This window comes from Pectobacterium polonicum (assembly GCF_005497185.1).
GTDB lineage: Bacteria > Pseudomonadota > Gammaproteobacteria > Enterobacterales > Enterobacteriaceae > Pectobacterium > Pectobacterium polonicum.
In genome coordinates this window covers 17,536-33,303 of the sequence record NZ_RJTN01000021.1, presented here as the reverse complement: position 1 = coordinate 33,303, position 15,768 = coordinate 17,536, and the positions used below count along the sequence as shown (strand labels likewise).

General features: G+C 50.3%; 14 protein-coding genes, 7 tRNA genes and 1 other RNA gene. 10 read left to right on the top strand and 12 right to left on the bottom strand.

Annotated features, from left to right (window positions below; translation table 11 throughout):
* Positions 1-53: 53 nt before the first annotated feature.
* Positions 54-635, bottom strand: a complete 582-nt coding sequence (locus EDI29_RS18105; protein ID WP_137742006.1) for a TetR/AcrR family transcriptional regulator — start codon at positions 633-635, stop codon at positions 54-56.
* 84 nt (positions 636-719) lie between these two features.
* Positions 720-1,769 carry an aldo/keto reductase gene (locus EDI29_RS18100; RefSeq protein WP_137742005.1) on the bottom strand — a complete coding sequence of 350 codons (1,050 nt, stop codon included), beginning with the start codon at positions 1,767-1,769 and terminating at the stop codon, positions 720-722.
* A 187-nt stretch (positions 1,770-1,956) separates the two neighbouring features.
* Between EDI29_RS18100 and EDI29_RS18095 the strand changes: the two genes are divergently transcribed.
* Complete coding sequence (locus EDI29_RS18095; RefSeq protein WP_137742004.1) at positions 1,957-3,063, top strand: NADH:flavin oxidoreductase; 1,107 nt, start codon at positions 1,957-1,959, stop codon at positions 3,061-3,063.
* Between the two features lie 152 nt (positions 3,064-3,215).
* Here the strand turns inward: EDI29_RS18095 and EDI29_RS18090 are convergent.
* The 6 genes from EDI29_RS18090 to EDI29_RS18065 form a co-directional block, all read right to left on the bottom strand.
* A non-coding RNA gene (locus EDI29_RS18090) (RtT sRNA) lies at positions 3,216-3,343 on the bottom strand.
* Positions 3,344-3,389: 46 nt separating this feature from the next.
* Positions 3,390-3,465: transfer RNA gene (locus EDI29_RS18085), tRNA-Lys, on the bottom strand.
* A gap of 7 nt (positions 3,466-3,472) precedes the next feature.
* Positions 3,473-3,548 (bottom strand) — tRNA-Val (locus EDI29_RS18080).
* Positions 3,549-3,606: 58 nt separating this feature from the next.
* Positions 3,607-3,682, bottom strand: a tRNA-Val gene (locus EDI29_RS18075).
* A gap of 58 nt (positions 3,683-3,740) precedes the next feature.
* A tRNA-Val gene (locus EDI29_RS18070) sits at positions 3,741-3,816 on the bottom strand.
* A gap of 58 nt (positions 3,817-3,874) precedes the next feature.
* Positions 3,875-3,950, bottom strand: a tRNA-Val gene (locus EDI29_RS18065).
* A 290-nt stretch (positions 3,951-4,240) separates the two neighbouring features.
* Here EDI29_RS18065 and gltX point away from each other — a divergent pair.
* On the top strand, positions 4,241-5,656 hold the full coding sequence (gltX, locus tag EDI29_RS18060; RefSeq protein WP_137742003.1) for a glutamate--tRNA ligase: 1,416 nt from the start codon (positions 4,241-4,243) through the stop codon (positions 5,654-5,656).
* Positions 5,657-5,732: 76 nt separating this feature from the next.
* Here the strand turns inward: gltX and EDI29_RS18055 are convergent, their stop codons facing one another.
* A complete protein-coding gene (locus EDI29_RS18055; protein WP_241664968.1) occupies positions 5,733-6,602 on the bottom strand; it encodes an alpha/beta hydrolase in 870 nt (289 codons plus the stop codon).
* A 264-nt stretch (positions 6,603-6,866) separates the two neighbouring features.
* Here EDI29_RS18055 and EDI29_RS18050 point away from each other — a divergent pair.
* Positions 6,867-6,942: transfer RNA gene (locus EDI29_RS18050), tRNA-Ala, on the top strand.
* 47 nt (positions 6,943-6,989) lie between these two features.
* Positions 6,990-7,065, top strand: a tRNA-Ala gene (locus tag EDI29_RS18045).
* A 175-nt stretch (positions 7,066-7,240) separates the two neighbouring features.
* On the opposite strand, the gene ung is transcribed toward EDI29_RS18045, so the two are convergent.
* Positions 7,241-7,927 (bottom strand): uracil-DNA glycosylase, encoded by a 687-nt coding sequence (ung, locus tag EDI29_RS18040; protein WP_137742044.1) that lies wholly within the window; start codon positions 7,925-7,927, stop codon positions 7,241-7,243.
* 375 nt (positions 7,928-8,302) lie between these two features.
* Here ung and grcA point away from each other — a divergent pair, with 375 nt between their 5' ends.
* On the top strand, positions 8,303-8,686 hold the full coding sequence (gene grcA, locus EDI29_RS18035; protein WP_005973551.1) for an autonomous glycyl radical cofactor GrcA: 384 nt from the start codon (positions 8,303-8,305) through the stop codon (positions 8,684-8,686).
* Between the two features lie 81 nt (positions 8,687-8,767).
* Here grcA and srmB read toward each other — a convergent pair whose 3' ends face one another.
* Positions 8,768-10,093, bottom strand: coding sequence for an ATP-dependent RNA helicase SrmB (gene srmB / locus EDI29_RS18030; protein ID WP_137742001.1), 1,326 nt, complete (start codon positions 10,091-10,093; stop codon positions 8,768-8,770).
* 134 nt (positions 10,094-10,227) lie between these two features.
* Here srmB and trmN point away from each other — a divergent pair, with 134 nt between their 5' ends.
* On the top strand, positions 10,228-10,974 hold the full coding sequence (gene trmN, locus EDI29_RS18025; protein ID WP_137742000.1) for a tRNA(1)(Val) (adenine(37)-N(6))-methyltransferase TrmN: 747 nt from the start codon (positions 10,228-10,230) through the stop codon (positions 10,972-10,974).
* A 72-nt stretch (positions 10,975-11,046) separates the two neighbouring features.
* On the opposite strand, the gene nadB is transcribed toward trmN, so the two are convergent.
* Positions 11,047-12,648, bottom strand: coding sequence for an L-aspartate oxidase (gene nadB, locus EDI29_RS18020; RefSeq protein WP_137741999.1), 1,602 nt, complete (start codon positions 12,646-12,648; stop codon positions 11,047-11,049).
* Positions 12,649-13,062: 414 nt separating this feature from the next.
* Between nadB and rpoE the strand changes: the two genes are divergently transcribed.
* From rpoE to rseC, 4 genes are read left to right on the top strand one after another with little or no spacing between them, the layout of a single operon-like run.
* Positions 13,063-13,638, top strand: coding sequence for an RNA polymerase sigma factor RpoE (rpoE, locus tag EDI29_RS18015; protein WP_005973561.1), 576 nt, complete (start codon positions 13,063-13,065; stop codon positions 13,636-13,638).
* Positions 13,639-13,697: 59 nt separating this feature from the next.
* Positions 13,698-14,345: an anti-sigma-E factor RseA gene (gene rseA / locus EDI29_RS18010; protein WP_137741998.1), complete on the top strand. Its 648-nt coding sequence runs from the start codon at positions 13,698-13,700 to the stop codon at positions 14,343-14,345.
* The gene (gene rseB, locus EDI29_RS18005) at positions 14,345-15,307 is read left to right on the top strand and encodes a sigma-E factor regulatory protein RseB (protein ID WP_137741997.1); all 963 of its coding nucleotides are present in this window, start codon (positions 14,345-14,347) and stop codon (positions 15,305-15,307) included. Before rseA ends, rseB begins: the two co-directional genes overlap by 1 nt.
* Positions 15,304-15,756, top strand: coding sequence for a SoxR-reducing system protein RseC (gene rseC / locus EDI29_RS18000; protein ID WP_137741996.1), 453 nt, complete (start codon positions 15,304-15,306; stop codon positions 15,754-15,756). Before rseB ends, rseC begins: the two co-directional genes overlap by 4 nt.
* Positions 15,757-15,768: the final 12 nt, after the last annotated feature.

Here is a 15,768-nt window from a genome sequence, read left to right as displayed (position 1 = left end):
AAATGTGGTTGGGGGCTTATCACGGGTGCGGTAGGCCCCTTTTCATCACCGGTCTATACTTCGCCAAGCAGCGCTTTTTTCGCGGCGCTGAGAAAATCGTCTGATAAGACATCGCCAGCCGTTGCACGGGCTAGCATCAGCGCGCCGGACAGCAGTGCGAATTGCGCCAGAGCATGCAGCCTGCGCTGTTCTTTATCTTCTATCGTCGAGAGGGCTTCCAGCCTGTCCAGCATGGCTCTGACGCCGCTGAGATAAACCTCGCGTATCGGCTTATCTTCACTTTCTCTGGCGACATCGCTGGCTAATGCGGTGATTGCACAGCCATCTTTAGCACTGTCACGGTGGTCGGGGGAAAGATAGTGTTCGACCATCGTTTGTAGATCATGTTGATCGGCGTGTTGGCTTATTTCCTGCCAGCGCGCACGGGAATCCTCAAGCGCTTTTCGGCTAGCGATAGCAGCGAGCTCATCTTTTGAGGCAAAATGACCATAAAAGCCACCGTGTGTTAACCCGGCCGCAGCCATCAAATCGTTCACGCTGACGCCGTTCAGACCCCGTTCACGAAAGAGCTGTGAAGAAACCTGAATAATTTCCTCTCGGTTACGCTCCATCTGCTGCTTTGATACACGGGCCATTTTGTTCTCCTTTTTTTGTCAGGCATCATCTTAGAGGATGAAAAAATCAGACTCAATAGATGATGCCTTTCATCAATAGCCAGGTCAGGCTCGTGGTGGCCATGGTGTAATGATATGAGCGCCGTTGCCTCCTTGAGCTCTGGGCAATGTTCCTGCAATCTGATCGTGCGGAGTTCCCTGAGAAATAGCACTGATTTCATCCAGTCGTGCAATCTGCTCTTCACTTAGCGTCACATTTAATGCGATTAGCGCATCGTCCAACTGTGCCTGCGTGCGGGAACCCAGAATGGGGATCAGACTGGTGCTGGAGCGGGCGGACTTATGCCGCAGCCAGGCGATAGCAATCTGTATTGGCATGACGTTCAAATCGTTTGCAACGCGAAATACCTCATCCAGCAAGGTTGTGTCTTGCTCGGTGTGTACTAATCTTCCGCCAAAACCGATCAATCGGCCTTCTTTACTTTGACGGTATTTTCCCGTCAGCAGGCCGCCACCCAGTGGAGACCAAAGCGTTGCAGCCAGCCCCATTGCTTCAGCCATTGGCAGCAGCTCTCGTTCTGCGGTGCGCTGTACCAGACTGTATTCCACCTGAATACCAGCAATGCGTGACCAGCCGCGCAGTTCCGCCATGGTGTCCGCTCGGGCAATACGCCAGGCTGGGAAATTAGAGAAGCCTGCGTACTGGATTTTCCCTGCTCGAATGAGATCGTCGAAAGCGCGAACAATCTCTTCAATCGGGGTTAGCCGATCATCAAAGTGCGCCCACAATATATCGATACGATCGGTTTTCAGTCTCTTCAGGCTGTTTTCTACCGATGAGATCATGTTCTTGCGGCTATTGCCGGTTTGGGAAATCCTGGCATCCGGCATGGCACTTAAGGTGTATTTCGTCGCCACGACAAAATGATCGCGATCTGAGGCAATGAATTCTCCGACCATCTGCTCAGATTGGCCTAACTGGTAAGCATCCGCCGTGTCGATGAAGTTGCCGCCAGCGTTGGCATAACGATCAAATACCTGTTTAGCTTGTTCTTTTTCAGAACCATACCCCCAGCCGGTGCCAAAGTTTCCTGTTCCGAGAGCCAGTTCGGAGACGCGTAATCCCGTATTACGCCCAAATGTTGTGTATTTCATACTCTTCCTTTTACATTTAAATGTTGGTTGACATTTATTATATATGTCATACATCATCTATAAGTGCAAGCAGAGTGGTATCCTCGTTACGAGAAGCAATGCTAATGGGGGTTGCTTAACTGCATGAATTGCGTTTTTAATCCATGTTCAACGCCACTATGGCGTTAAACCTTAAAAGGAAATATCCATGTCTGACGATATTCTGTTTAGTTCCTTCACGGTGAAAGGGCTAACCCTTCCCAATCGCATCGTTATGGCACCCATGACACGGGGTATGGCGGAAGAGGGGATTCCTGGCTCGGCGAATGCGGAATATTACCGACGCCGTGCCGAAGGGGGCGTAGGACTGATTCTGACAGAAGGGACGGTGGTCGATCGTCCCGCTTCGCGCAATATGCCAGGAATACCATTTTTCCACGGTGAGGCAGCGCTGGCTGGTTGGGATGCGGTGGCTAAAGCGGTTCATGCCGCTGGTGGTCGTATTGGCCCACAAATTTGGCATACGGGGTCAACGCACGGTCGTGGCTGGGAACCGGATGCCCCTGTTGAAAGCCCGTCAGGACTGGTTGGGCCGGATGAGTCCCGTGGGGTGGTGATGACGGAAGAAGCTATCGCCGATACCGTGGCGGCTTTCGCCCGTGCAGCAGCCGATGCCAAACGGCTGGGGTTTGACACGCTGGAGTTGCATGGCGCGCATGGCTATCTGATCGATCAATTCTTCTGGCCGGGTACGAATAAGCGTACAGATGTTTTCGGCGGAGCAACGATCCGTGAGCGTTCTCACTTTGCCGCAGAGATTATTCGCGCGGTTCGAACCGCTATTGGTGACGATTTCCCGCTGATCCTACGCGTGAGTCAGTGGAAACAGCAGGATTACCGCGCACGGCTTGCCACCTCCCCACAGGAGATGACGGACTGGTTGGCACCGCTGGTTGAGGCGGGTGTGGATGTTCTCCACTGTTCTCAGCGTCGTTTCTGGGAGCCGGAATTCCCCGAAATTGACGGGGCTGAAGGGTTGAACTTCGCCGGTTGGGCGAAGAAGCTGACAGGTGCGGCGACAATCAGCGTTGGCTCGGTAGGACTGAGCTCGGATTTCTTTGCGGCGTTTGGTGGCGAGGGTTCAGGTACGGCAGCGCTGGACAATCTGTATGCACGGATGGAGCGCGAAGAGTTTGATTTGATCGCTGTCGGCCGAGTCCTGCTCTCTGATGCGCAATGGGTGCAAAAAGTGCGTTCTGGGCAGACTGATAAATTACGCGGTTTTGACGCAGCGGATTTAGCCGTACTGGTGTGATATTCAGGTGCCGTAGCTGAGTAAGGCTGCGGTGCTTCATCGAATACTAGGAAAGTTAATGTAGAGCAAACAAACAGGATTTTATCGACACGACACGTGCAATAGATAATTTTTGGTGGATTTATTTCAGATGGGGAATCACTTTGCGGAAGTGGTGGGTCGTGCAGGATGACTCGGCCTTTGGCCTCGCCCCTTCGGGGTCAACGCTAACGCGTTGCTGTCTCGCTTCGCTCGGCTCGAACCTAAGCGCAGGTTCTCACCTACACGACACGTGTAAAATATAACATTTGGTGAATTTACTTCAGGAAGGAATCACTTTGCGGAAGTGGTGGGTCGTGCAGGATTCGAACCTGCGACCAATTGATTAAAAGTCAACTGCTCTACCGACTGAGCTAACGACCCGCAGAAGTGGTGGGTGATGACGGGATCGAACCGCCGACCCCCTCCTTGTAAGGGAGGTGCTCTCCCAGCTGAGCTAATCACCCAATCTCAAATCTTCTTACTCTACACAGCGAGCTACTCTTACTTAATTTCAGTAAAGAGTGGTGGGTGATGACGGGATCGAACCGCCGACCCCCTCCTTGTAAGGGAGGTGCTCTCCCAGCTGAGCTAATCACCCAATCTCAAATCTTCTTACTCTACACAGCGAGCTACTCTTACTTAATTTCAGTAAAGAGTGGTGGGTGATGACGGGATCGAACCGCCGACCCCCTCCTTGTAAGGGAGGTGCTCTCCCAGCTGAGCTAATCACCCAATCTCAAATCTTCTTACTCTACACAGCGAGCTACTCTTACTTAATTTCAGTAAAGAGTGGTGGGTGATGACGGGATCGAACCGCCGACCCCCTCCTTGTAAGGGAGGTGCTCTCCCAGCTGAGCTAATCACCCCCGCTGTGTGGAGTCGCATTATAGGGATACTTGAATATGAGTCAACGCTTTTTAAAACTAAAATGATTGTTCGTTGCAAAATTAGACAAGGCGTCGTATTTATCGCCGCTGGTGCTGCATACCTGAGCAATTCAGCGAACTATCTGGTCATTTCTACCAGAATAAAAGCGCGTGCGACATGTTACGGCGTTGAGGAATCGAAGCAGAGTGATAGAATGTTGCCCACTTTTGTTCTCTGAGCTTATGTCGGTCTTGCCGACAGCCGTTGCGTAATAAGGCTGTAATCCCAAATGAAAATCAAAACCCGTTTCGCCCCTAGTCCTACTGGCTATCTTCACGTCGGTGGCGCTCGTACCGCACTTTACTCTTGGCTGTTTGCCCGTCATCAGGACGGCGAGTTCGTGCTGCGTATTGAAGATACCGATTTGGAGCGTTCAACTCAGGACGCGATTGATGCCATTATGGATGGTATGAACTGGCTGAGCCTGAACTGGGATGAAGGCCCGTACTACCAGACTAAACGTTTTGACCGCTACAACGCTGTTATTGATCAGATGCTGGAAAACGGTACAGCCTATAAGTGCTACTGCTCTAAAGAGCGTTTGGAAGCACTGCGCGAGCAGCAGATGGAAAAGGGTGATAAGCCACGTTACGACGGTTGTTGCCGTGGTTCTCACGAGCATCATGCTGATAATGAGCCACATGTTGTCCGTTTCCTTAACCCACAAGAAGGGTCGGTTATCTTTAATGACCGTATTCGTGGGCCGATCGAATTCAGCAACCAGGAACTCGATGACCTGATTATTCGCCGTACTGACGGTTCACCGACTTATAACTTCTGTGTTGTTATCGATGACTGGGATATGGAAATTACGCACGTAATTCGTGGTGAAGACCATATCAACAATACGCCGCGTCAGATTAACATCCTGAAAGCGCTGGGCGCACCGGTGCCAGAATATGCGCATGTGTCGATGATTCTGGGTGACGACGGTAAGAAATTGTCCAAGCGTCACGGCGCTGTCGGTGTGATGCAATACCGTGATGACGGCTATCTGCCAGAAGCACTGCTGAACTATCTGGTGCGTTTAGGCTGGTCTTCTGGCGATCAGGAAATCTTCTCTATTGATGAAATGAAATCGCTGTTCTCGCTGGACGCTGTGAACAAATCGGCGAGCGCCTTCAATACTGAAAAGCTGCAATGGTTGAACCATCACTATATTAACCATCTGCCAGCAGAATACGTGGCAACGCACTTGTCATGGCATATTGAGCAAGCGGGTATTGATACGCGCACCGGGCCGCAGTTGAGTGAACTGATCGGCTTGCTGGGTGAACGTTGTAAGACGCTGAAAGAGATGGCGGACTCTTGCCGTTATTTCTATGAAGATTTTGCTGAGTTTGATGCGGATGCCGCGAAGAAGCATCTGCGTCCGGTGGCGCGCCAGCCGCTAGAACTGGTTCGTGAGAAGCTGGCGGCAATTACCGATTGGACAGCGGAGAACATCCATCACGCTATTCAGGGCTCGGCAGATGAGCTGGGTCAGGGGATGGGGAAAGTCGGTATGCCATTGCGCGTTGCGGTAACGGGCGCGGGTCAGTCTCCGGGCGTTGACGTTACGGTGCAGGCGATTGGCCAACAGCGTTCGCTGGCGCGTATTGATAAAGCGTTGGCGTTTATCGCGGAGCGCGAAGCCCAGCAGTAATCGCTATTGCGTGAATAGCGTTATACAGAACAGACCCCGGCAAAATGTCGGGGTTTTTTATGATATCGGATAATGATTATTGACCGGCGATAGTGACTGCTTTGCTGATAGCATCTGGGATCACGTCACCATGCCCTTTGCCGGGGAACAGAATAAAGTTGGCTTTTGTGCCTTGTTCGTTGAGCTGTGCGACCAGTGTTTTTGCTCTTTCCACCATTTTTCTTTGGCTGAGCCGTTCCGCCCGCTTTTCATCAACGGCTTTACCTGCCTGAGTTTTGACGGGTTCATCCTCATTTTCCCCAGCTGTGACGGTAATGGACAGCGGCGGTGTAGCGAGCAGCGGCATTCTTGCTGGAATCACGACGCCATTTCCCCACCAGATAGACGGGCTCGCGGCAACATAACGCTGGAAAGATTCGGTGTGGTTAAACAGCGTATAGAGCGTAAACAGACCGCCGAAAGAGTGCCCGGCCAGCGTTTGTTTTTGTTTATTGACGACGTAGTTCGTTTCAATCCAGGGCTTTACCGTGGATTGCAGGAATTGGTAAAACGCTTCGGCTTCGCCGCCTGCGGCAAAATCTGGATCGGTGAGCGTTGTCGGCGGCGTGTAGTCACGCGTTCTGGCGGGAACATCATAAGGTTTATCGATTGGATAACCGATGGCGATAATCAGCGGTGCCGCGCCATTTTTTGCGTTATAGCTGTTTACGGCAACGGGAAACTGAGCGTTGCCATCCAGCATGTACAGCACCGGATAACCGCCTTCAGGTGCGGGTTGGCGGGGAAGCGCGATGAAAAGCCGATAGGCATGTTGTGCATCGCTTTTCATTTCAACGTGCCTGATATCAAATTGAGCTTTTGCCTGTTCGGTCATATCAGGAATTGTTGGCTGTGCCCGAACGGGCAACATGCCAGACGCAGATACCATCAGAGAAAATACAATCATAGGAAAATAGCGCATGTGCTGGGTGCTTAATAGAAGACAGAAGCGTAACGTGAATTGATGATAATAAATCGCGTTATCGTTGGCAGCTTTTATTGTACTTATAATGATATGACACCGAAATTGCCGCCTGTTTTTTCTCACCTTTGGCGTCTTTTTCAGCGGTTGATCGGATAAGCGGATTTAGCCGTTGACACTGCTAATCGGGTTTCATATTATGCGACGCGTTCGCACAGTACTTGCCTTTGCGGTAATACTGTTAGATACGGGGCTATAGCTCAGCTGGGAGAGCGCTTGCATGGCATGCAAGAGGTCAGCGGTTCGATCCCGCTTAGCTCCACCAAACACTCCCTCTGTTTGGTTGATTATCATGAACATTCCACACGTTGTGGGGCTATAGCTCAGCTGGGAGAGCGCTTGCATGGCATGCAAGAGGTCAGCGGTTCGATCCCGCTTAGCTCCACCAAATCATCGTATTACTTCCTATCATTTGTTCCTTTCGATTTATCCACATTCAATCAATGTTTTTCATTGGCTTAATACGCTTGTGAGCGACTTCTTGTTAACGATTTTTTATAAACGGTTCTTTGTAAAGGATAGTTGGCTGCCCCCATTCTTTGAAAGCAGCCAAACTGTTGCGCTTAGATCTCTTCCGGAAGCCTTGGTGTCCAGTCTATTGGCGATAGCCCTTGCTGTTCCAAAAGCTGATTAGCCTGAGAAAAATGCTTACAGCCCAAAAATCCACGGTGTGCAGACAGTGGGGAAGGGTGTGGCGATTTCAGAATGTGGTGACGCTGTTGGTCAATGATGTTGCCTTTTTTCTGTGCATGAGAGCCCCACAAGAGAAAGACCAGACCTTCCCGCTGTTCATTCAGTGCAGCAATAACGCGGTCAGTAAAGGTTTCCCAGCCCAAATTAGCATGCGAGTGCGCTTGCCCGGCCTCAACCGTTAGTACGGTGTTTAGCAGTAGAACGCCTTGCTCCGCCCAGCTTTGCAGAAAACCGTGTCGTGGAATTTCAAACCCAGGGATATCGTTTGCCAGCTCTTTATAAATATTACCTAGGGAAGGCGGAGCGGGGACGCCTGGACGTACAGAAAATGACAGCCCGTGAGCCTGATTCGGGCCGTGATAGGGATCTTGTCCGAGAATGACGACTTTGACCTGATGCAGTTCGGTAAAACGGAACGCGTTAAAAACATCTTTCTGCGGAGGATAGATCGTCTTACCCGAAGCTCGTTCTTTCCCAACAAATTCAAGGGTATTGATGAAGTAAGGCTGCTGTTTTTCTTGTGCCAGCACGTCATGCCAGGTGAGAGAGGTCGCCATCATGCACTCTTTTTTTACAGGTTGAATGGGGTTGTGGGTAGCTTACCGATCTATCGTGGCGAGGTAAAATCGTAACCGCTTTGTCAGGATTAAAACGCTTCTTTTTGAAAAAAAATTGAAAATTTACAAAAATATTTGCAATTCGATGTGGTGGTAAAATTGATATAAAACAATATATTGCCCTCGCATGGTTAAGTTGCAAGGTTTTAAAATTGATTTAAGTCAAGGATGTCTAGTTATCAGACTGGTATATAAGAGGCAGATACAAACGGTTTTATACGATCGTGACGAAATTTAGCAGTTTTTTGCTGATAGCGATTTTTACTACGCTAGTTTTTAACTAAGACAATAACACGCCGTTTTACGGAGGCAATTATGGTTACTGGTATTCAAATCACCAAGGCTAACGACAGCGCTCTGATCAATTCCTTCTGGTTGCTGGATGAAGAAAAATCACAGGCGCGTTGCGTGTGTGCGAAATCGGGTTATAGCGAAGATCAAATCGTTCCAGTGAGCGATCTAGGTCAGATCGAGTATCGTGAAATTCCGCTGGAAATCAAACCTGAAGTGCGTGTGGAAGGTGGTCAACACCTGAACGTAAACGTTCTGCGCCGCGAGACGCTGGAAGATGCCGTTAAGCACCCGGAAAACTATCCGCAGCTGACTATCCGCGTGTCTGGTTACGCTGTTCGTTTCAACTCACTGACGCCGGAACAACAGCGCGACGTTATCGCTCGTACTTTTACTGCAAGCCTGTAAGTTGTTACTGAAGTTTTAACAAGAAGGGAGCCGAAGCTCCCTTTTTTACATCTGTGTTTTTATCGTGTTCACACCAACGGTTTATTCGCCGGTCGGTTCACTAGTTTTCTGCGTTGGTTGACGACGTTTACCAACATTTTTACTGTCGCGATCGCGGACCTTCACTTTAACTTTTTCTTTTTCCTTCTCTTTTTTCTCTTTCCGCTTAGCGAGCACTTTTTTCGACGGTTTACCCGTCGTTTTGGCACTTGGCGCTTTGGTCTCTGGGCGGAGTTCCTCAACGATGCGTGGCTTTAGCGGTTCATTCAGGTAGCGGCTGATTTTTCCCAGCAGCAGATGATCGTGCGCTTCAACGAAAGAAATGGCACAGCCTTTGCGACCTGCGCGGCCAGTTCGGCCGATGCGGTGAAGGTAAGTATCTGCTGTGCGCGGCAAGTCGAAGTTAAATACGTGGCTGACATCGTTAATATCAATACCACGCGCTGCGATATCTGTTGCCACCAGCACGTTAACCCGGCCGTCGCTGAGACGTTTGATCGCCTCGTTACGCTTAGCTTGCACCATTTCGCCTTCGAGATAGCATGAATTAATGCCCGCTTCACGCAGCCAGGCTACCAGCTCATGCACTCGCTCACGCTTGCGTACAAAGATGATAGAACGCGTAACATCTGGCTGTTTTAACTGATGGCAGAGCAGGGCCGTTTTGTGTTTGAGATCGTCGGCGCGGTAATACCATTGCAGAATTTTTTTACGTTCCCGACGAGAAGGATCGGATTCGACTTCAACGGGTTCGTTGAGCAGACGCTCGGCGAAATCCTTGATCGCATCCCCTTCCAGCGTCGCAGAAAACAGCAGAGTTTGCTTGCGCCAGCGGGTTTCCCCGGCGATGTGTTCAATATCCTGGGCGAAGCCCATATCCAACATTCTGTCCGCTTCATCCAGAATCAGCGTTTCTACTGCGCGGCAATCGAAGTTTTCTTCTTTGATGTATTGCAGCAGACGACCCGTCGTCGCGACGACGACATCCTGATTTTCGCTGAACACTTCTGCGTGGTTCATATAGGCCACGCCGCCAGTGATCGTGGCGATATCCAGATGCGTATGTGCCGCGAATGCACGCGCCTGATCGGCTACCTGCATGGCGAGTTCACGGGTTGGCGTGAGGATCAGAATACGAGGTGGACCTGATTTTTTACGAGGAAAATCGATAAGATGCTGCAAAACCGGCAGCAAATAAGCGGCAGTTTTACCTGTTCCTGTTGGCGCGGAGCCTAGCACGTCACGGCCTTCCATCGCCGGAGGGATTGCCTCGGCTTGAATCGCAGTCGGACGTTCATAACCCATATCACGCAGGGCGTCTAACAGGCTTTCATCAAGATCGAGCTCGGAAAAATTGGTTACAGTCATGGTCTACCTCTATTTGGGGCGCCGATTATAGACGGATTGGCCGATTTCTTCACCTGTTTAAGCAGACATCGACACTTTTCCTGCGCTGATGTTTCACCTATGCTACTTCGGTTTGCGTTTGGAATCTTATTTTCATGAGTCATCAGGCTGATAATAAACTGACATTGCGTCGGGATGGATTTACCTTCAAGCAATTCTTTGTGGCGCACGATCGCTGTGCAATGAAAGTGGGAACCGATGGTATTTTGCTGGGAGCCTGGGCTCCGGTTTCCTCTGCCACGCGAATTCTGGATATCGGCAGCGGTTCCGGCCTCCTCACGCTGATGCTCGCACAGCGTTCTGAACCACATGTTCTAATTGATGCCGTCGAACTGGATAGCGCTGCTAGTCAGCAGGCGAAAGAAAACGTTGTTGCCTCGCCATGGGCTGACAGAATTGCGGTCTATGCCGAGGATATCGTGAATTTTGCCGCGATGCGATGCGCCGATTATTCGTTGATTGTCAGTAATCCGCCTTATTTCCAGCCTGGGATCGCGTGTGGGTCGGCTGAGCGTGAGCAGGCGCGTTATACCACCTCGTTAACCCATGAAACGCTATTGCACTGTGCGCATCAACTGCTGATGCCCGAAGGGCTTTTTTGCGTGGTGTTGCCCGTTCAGGTTGTGGAACATTTTATTCCCCTGGCGCAGCAACATCATTGGTTTGTTCATCAGCAGCTTCGCGTATCGGAACAGGAAGATAAAACTGCGCACCGCGTTTTGCTGGCGCTGTCTCGCCAGAAACGGGCGTGTGTGAATTCCGTATTGGTCATCCGTGATGCAGCAAAGCGTTATTCGATCGATTTTCAGCAACTGACAAAAGATTTCTATCTCTTTATGTAGAAGGCAGACGCCGTTTAGCCGCGTCTGCCTTTTCTGTCTGAACTATTGTTTGCGGATTATGATTTTTGTGAGTTATGGCACCAGAATAGTTGGCGTCGGGGCTTCAAACTGTTCTGGATAGTCCAGCGTATAATGCAGCCCACGGCTTTCTTTCCTTTCCAGTGCACAGCGGACGATGAGCTCGGCGACCTGCACCAGGTTACGCAGTTCCAGCAAATTGTTAGAAATCCGGAAGTGGGCGTAGTACTCATTGATTTCCTGCTGAAGCAGATGGATGCGGCGTTGTGCTCGTTCTAATCTCTTCGTGGTGCGCACGATCCCAACGTAATCCCACATGAACAAACGTAGCTCGTGCCAGTTATGCTGGATCACTACCTGTTCGTCGGAATTGTCGACCTGACTTTCATCCCAATCCGGCAATTTTTTCACCGCTTTGATTTGCGGTAATCGTTGCAAGATATCCTCGGCAGCTGACCAACCATAAACCAGACATTCCAGCAGAGAATTGGATGCCATGCGGTTTGCGCCGTGCAATCCGGTATAGCTGACTTCGCCAATCGCATACAGACCGTCAAGGTCGGTACGCCCATGCTGGTCGACCATCACGCCACCGCAGGTATAGTGCGCTGCCGGTACGATCGGTATCGCTTCTCGCGTCAGATCGATGCCAAGAGACTGTAATTTTTCATCGATAGTGGGGAAGTGCTGTTTGATGAACGCTTCGGGTTTGTGGCTGATGTCCAGATACATGCAGTCTGCGCCAAGCCGTTTCATCTCATGGTCAATGGCTCTGGCGACCACATCACGCGGTGCCAGTTCGCCTCTGGCATCGAAATCGGGCATAAAACGTGTGCCGTCGGGGCGTTTAAGGTACGCGCCTTCACCACGTAACGCTTCCGTCAGCAGAAAGTTTCGCGCCTGTGGATGGAACAGGCAGGTGGGGTGAAACTGATTGAACTCCAGGTTTGCCACGCGACAACCGGCACGCCAGGCCATGGCGATACCGTCGCCGGAGGAAATATCGGGATTCGTGGTGTATTGATAAACCTTGGATGCGCCACCGGTCGCTAAAACTACCGTTTTCGCCCGGCAAGATTCGACGCGTTCTCGCTCACGGTTCCAGATATAAGCACCAACAATGCGGCGTGTGCCGGGCAAACCCAGCTTATTGGAGGTAATTAAGTCGACGGCGTTGCAGCGTTCCATAATCCGAATATTCGGATGGGATAACGCTTTTTGTACCAGCGTATTTTCTACTTCTTTTCCGGTTGCATCCGCGGCGTGTAGAATTCGGCGGTGGCTATGACCACCCTCGCGCGTGAGATGGTAACGTTCTTCGCCGTTGGTGCTGGTTTCAGTATCAAATAGCACGCCTTGTTCGATAAGCCATTGCACGCAGTGTTTAGCATTACTGGCAATGAATTCAACGGCTTCCCGTTCACACAGGCCATCGCCAGCGATCAGGGTATCTTCGATATGAGAATCAATGGTATCGGCTTCATCGAAAACAGCAGCGATGCCGCCCTGAGCATAAAATGTCGCACCTTCGTTAAGCGGGCCTTTGCTTAATACCGTCACGTTGGCCTGAGAAGCCAGACGCAATGCCAGTGAAAGCCCGGCAGCGCCGCTGCCAATGATTAAAACATCACAGACGTATTCAGTGGTCGTTTGCATGGTTGTGTCGTGGATGCAAAAAGAAGAGGAAATCTGATGGTAGCACCCAATGGTCGGTTGCTGTATTGGTTTTTAGCCTCTTCTCTACGCTATAAAGGATAAGCGAATGACGCCATAGGGTGAATCGTGCGAATACCCTGGATTTATCGTATCATCCTCGGAAGAGCGTAGAAGCCTCAGATGAAGACAGTGTATTCAGAGACAATGTGTTCAGATAAAGACAATGTGTGATGAAGAGAATGCGTCATGATACGCATCGCAAAGACGAGTAACGGTGCTAAGTAAAAGAAAAATGATGATCCGGAACTTTATTGAATGTCTTGGTTCTAATGAGGAGCTTGCTCTAAATATGACTTATCTAGCTGGCAGTACTATTTTGTGTGTGGAGAACGGTTTGAGTAGAGATTACCTCGGATGAGCGAGCAACTGGCAGATCAGGTTCTGGTCGAGCGAGTCCAAAAAGGCGATCAAAAGTCGTTTAACTTATTGGTCGTTCGTTATCAGCATAAGGTCGCGAGCCTAGTATCGCGGTATGTTCCACAAGGGGACGTGCCGGACGTGGTACAGGAATCGTTTATTAAAGCGTATCGCGCGTTAGAATCATTCCGCGGTGATAGTGCATTTTACACATGGTTGTATCGTATCGCCGTGAATACAGCCAAGAATTATCTGGTAGCTCAGGGGCGTCGCCCGCCCTCCAGCGACATTGATGCCAATGACGCGGAAAACTATGAAAATGCGGGTGCACTGAAAGAAATATCGAACCCTGAGAATTTAATGTTGTCAGAAGAACTACGAAGCATAGTTTTCCGAACTATCGAGTCTTTACCGGAAGATTTACGTTTAGCGATCACGCTGCGTGAGTTGGATGGTTTAAGCTACGAAGAGATTGCCGTGATTATGGATTGTCCCGTCGGCACGGTTCGTTCTCGTATTTTTCGGGCGCGGGAAGCTATTGATAATAAAGTACAACCGCTTATTCAGCGCTAGCGAGCGTTTCCAGCTATCCGCATGACTAATGATGGATTTGACAAGGTAAGGGTGTCGGTATGCAGAAAGAGAAACTTTCCGCTTTAATGGATGGCGAAGCAGTAGATTCCGAACTGTTAGGCGCATTGTCACGCGATGACGCGTTGCAGCAAAGTTGGCAAAGTTATCATCTGATTCGTGATGCGTTACGTGGTGATGTCAGTGAAAACGTGATCCACCTGGATATCGCTTCTCGTGTTGCCGCTGCAATCGAAAAAGAACCTGTTCGTCTGGTTCCACAAGCGCAGCCTGAATCTCAGCCACAACCTGTTGAGTGGACCAAGATGCCTTTCTGGCACAAAATCCGTCCGTGGGGCAGCCAACTGACGCAAGTTGGTGTCGCTGCCTGCGTATCTTTAGCCGTGATTGTTGGCGTACAAAATTATCAGCAGGGCAATTCGGCCGAACATGTTGTGGAATCCGGCGTGTTCAGTACCTTACCCGCTATGGGGACTGCTTCCCCTGTGAGCTTGGGCGTACCGTCAGAAAATATAGCCCCTCACAGCGGTCAACAGAAATCTGATATGCAGCGTAACCGCCTTAACGCTATTTTACAGGACTACGAATTACAGCGCCGGTTACATGCCGAGCATGCTCTGCCGCAGGACGATCAGCAGGCGGCAATTCAGGTTCCCGGCACTCAATCATTAGGAACACAGCCCCGGTAATGAAGCGCGTTTGGTCCGCCGCCTGTTTTCTGATTGGCAGCCTGTTTTATTCTACGTTCGCCCCGGCTCAAAATGTTGAGCCGGGCGCGTTGCTGCAGCAGATGAATGGCGCTGTTCGTTCTCTGAATTACGAAATTTCATTTATCAATATCACCCTGCAAGGATTTGAGTCGGTACGGTATCGTCATGCTGTGGTCAACAATCATTCCTTGGCGCAACTGCTGTTTATGGATGGGCCGCGACGCGAGATTGTGCAGCGTGGTAATGAAATCAGCTATTTCGATCCCGGTTTTGAGCCATTTACGCTCGCCAGCGATCATATCGTTGATTCTCTCCCTTCCCTCGTCTTTGCTGATTTCCAGAAGTTATCACCCTATTATGATTTCGTTCCCGCAGATGGGCGGGTGCGTATTGCCGATCGTCTGGCATTGGGAGTCCGCGTTATTTCACGCGATGGCACACGCTACAGTTATACCGTGTGGATTGATGCGGAATCTAAACTTCCACTGCGTATCGATTTACAGGATCGTAATGGTGACAAGCGGTTGGAACAATTCTTAACGACATCGCTGATTGTTGACGATGACGTGGTTAGCGTGATGCGTCCGCTGGAAGGGATCAAGCTTCCCCCCGTTTTACCCACGTCTGCTGTAGAAAAAGGGGATTTCACCTGGGAGCCAGAATGGTTACCTACAGGAATGAAAGTGCTTTCGCACAGCAAAAAAATCTTGCCTGGTTCGTCCATTCCGATTGAAACTCGCCTGTACAGTGATGGTTTGTTTAGTTTTTCGATTAATATTAGCCCGTCTTCTGACGTGAGTGAGGAGCAGTCACTACTTACCGGTCGACGTTCTATTCACACCGTCATGCGGGGCAATCGCGAGATTACCGTTGTCGGTGATATTCCTCCTTCTACGGCTAAGCGCGTGGCTGACAGCATTCTTTTGAAGGCGCAACCATGATTAAAGAATGGGCAACAGTGGTGTCATGGCAGGATGGAATTGCAGAACTACGGTGTGAGCCCAGTGCAGGATGTGGCAGTTGTACATCTCGCTCATCGTGTGGAACCGGCTTATTAAGCCAGCTTGGGCTTTCTGCTGAAAATACGCTGCATGTTCCCTACGAACGGCCTTTGGAAGTGGGACAAAAAGTGGAGTTGGGTATTTCCGAGGGGCGGTTGTTGCTTTCTGCCGCTCTGGTTTACTTTGTTCCTCTGGTTGGGCTGCTATTCGGGGCAGCGATATTCCAAACGCTATTCAGTACCGATCTGGCTGCTGTTATTGGCGCGTTATTGGGTGGCGGATTGGCGTTTATTGGGGTTAAACGTTGGGCAAAACGGTTAGGTAAAAATAAGCGTTATGAGCCTGTTATCCTACAAATCGCGCTACCTGGAACGTTGTTGCAAAATTGATTCGTACGTCTT

Coding starts and splice junctions, on each gene's coding strand:
- EDI29_RS18105 (WP_137742006.1), bottom strand. CDS start 635: ATGGCCCGTGTATCAAAGCAGCAGATGGAGCGTAACCGAGAGGAAATT.
- EDI29_RS18100 (WP_137742005.1), bottom strand. CDS start 1,769: ATGAAATACACAACATTTGGGCGTAATACGGGATTACGCGTCTCCGAA.
- EDI29_RS18095 (WP_137742004.1), top strand. CDS start 1,957: ATGTCTGACGATATTCTGTTTAGTTCCTTCACGGTGAAAGGGCTAACC.
- gltX (WP_137742003.1), top strand. CDS start 4,241: ATGAAAATCAAAACCCGTTTCGCCCCTAGTCCTACTGGCTATCTTCAC.
- EDI29_RS18055 (WP_241664968.1), bottom strand. CDS start 6,602: ATGATTGTATTTTCTCTGATGGTATCTGCGTCTGGCATGTTGCCCGTT.
- ung (WP_137742044.1), bottom strand. CDS start 7,927: ATGGCGACCTCTCTCACCTGGCATGACGTGCTGGCACAAGAAAAACAG.
- grcA (WP_005973551.1), top strand. CDS start 8,303: ATGGTTACTGGTATTCAAATCACCAAGGCTAACGACAGCGCTCTGATC.
- srmB (WP_137742001.1), bottom strand. CDS start 10,093: ATGACTGTAACCAATTTTTCCGAGCTCGATCTTGATGAAAGCCTGTTA.
- trmN (WP_137742000.1), top strand. CDS start 10,228: ATGAGTCATCAGGCTGATAATAAACTGACATTGCGTCGGGATGGATTT.
- nadB (WP_137741999.1), bottom strand. CDS start 12,648: ATGCAAACGACCACTGAATACGTCTGTGATGTTTTAATCATTGGCAGC.
- rpoE (WP_005973561.1), top strand. CDS start 13,063: ATGAGCGAGCAACTGGCAGATCAGGTTCTGGTCGAGCGAGTCCAAAAA.
- rseA (WP_137741998.1), top strand. CDS start 13,698: ATGCAGAAAGAGAAACTTTCCGCTTTAATGGATGGCGAAGCAGTAGAT.
- rseB (WP_137741997.1), top strand. CDS start 14,345: ATGAAGCGCGTTTGGTCCGCCGCCTGTTTTCTGATTGGCAGCCTGTTT.
- rseC (WP_137741996.1), top strand. CDS start 15,304: ATGATTAAAGAATGGGCAACAGTGGTGTCATGGCAGGATGGAATTGCA.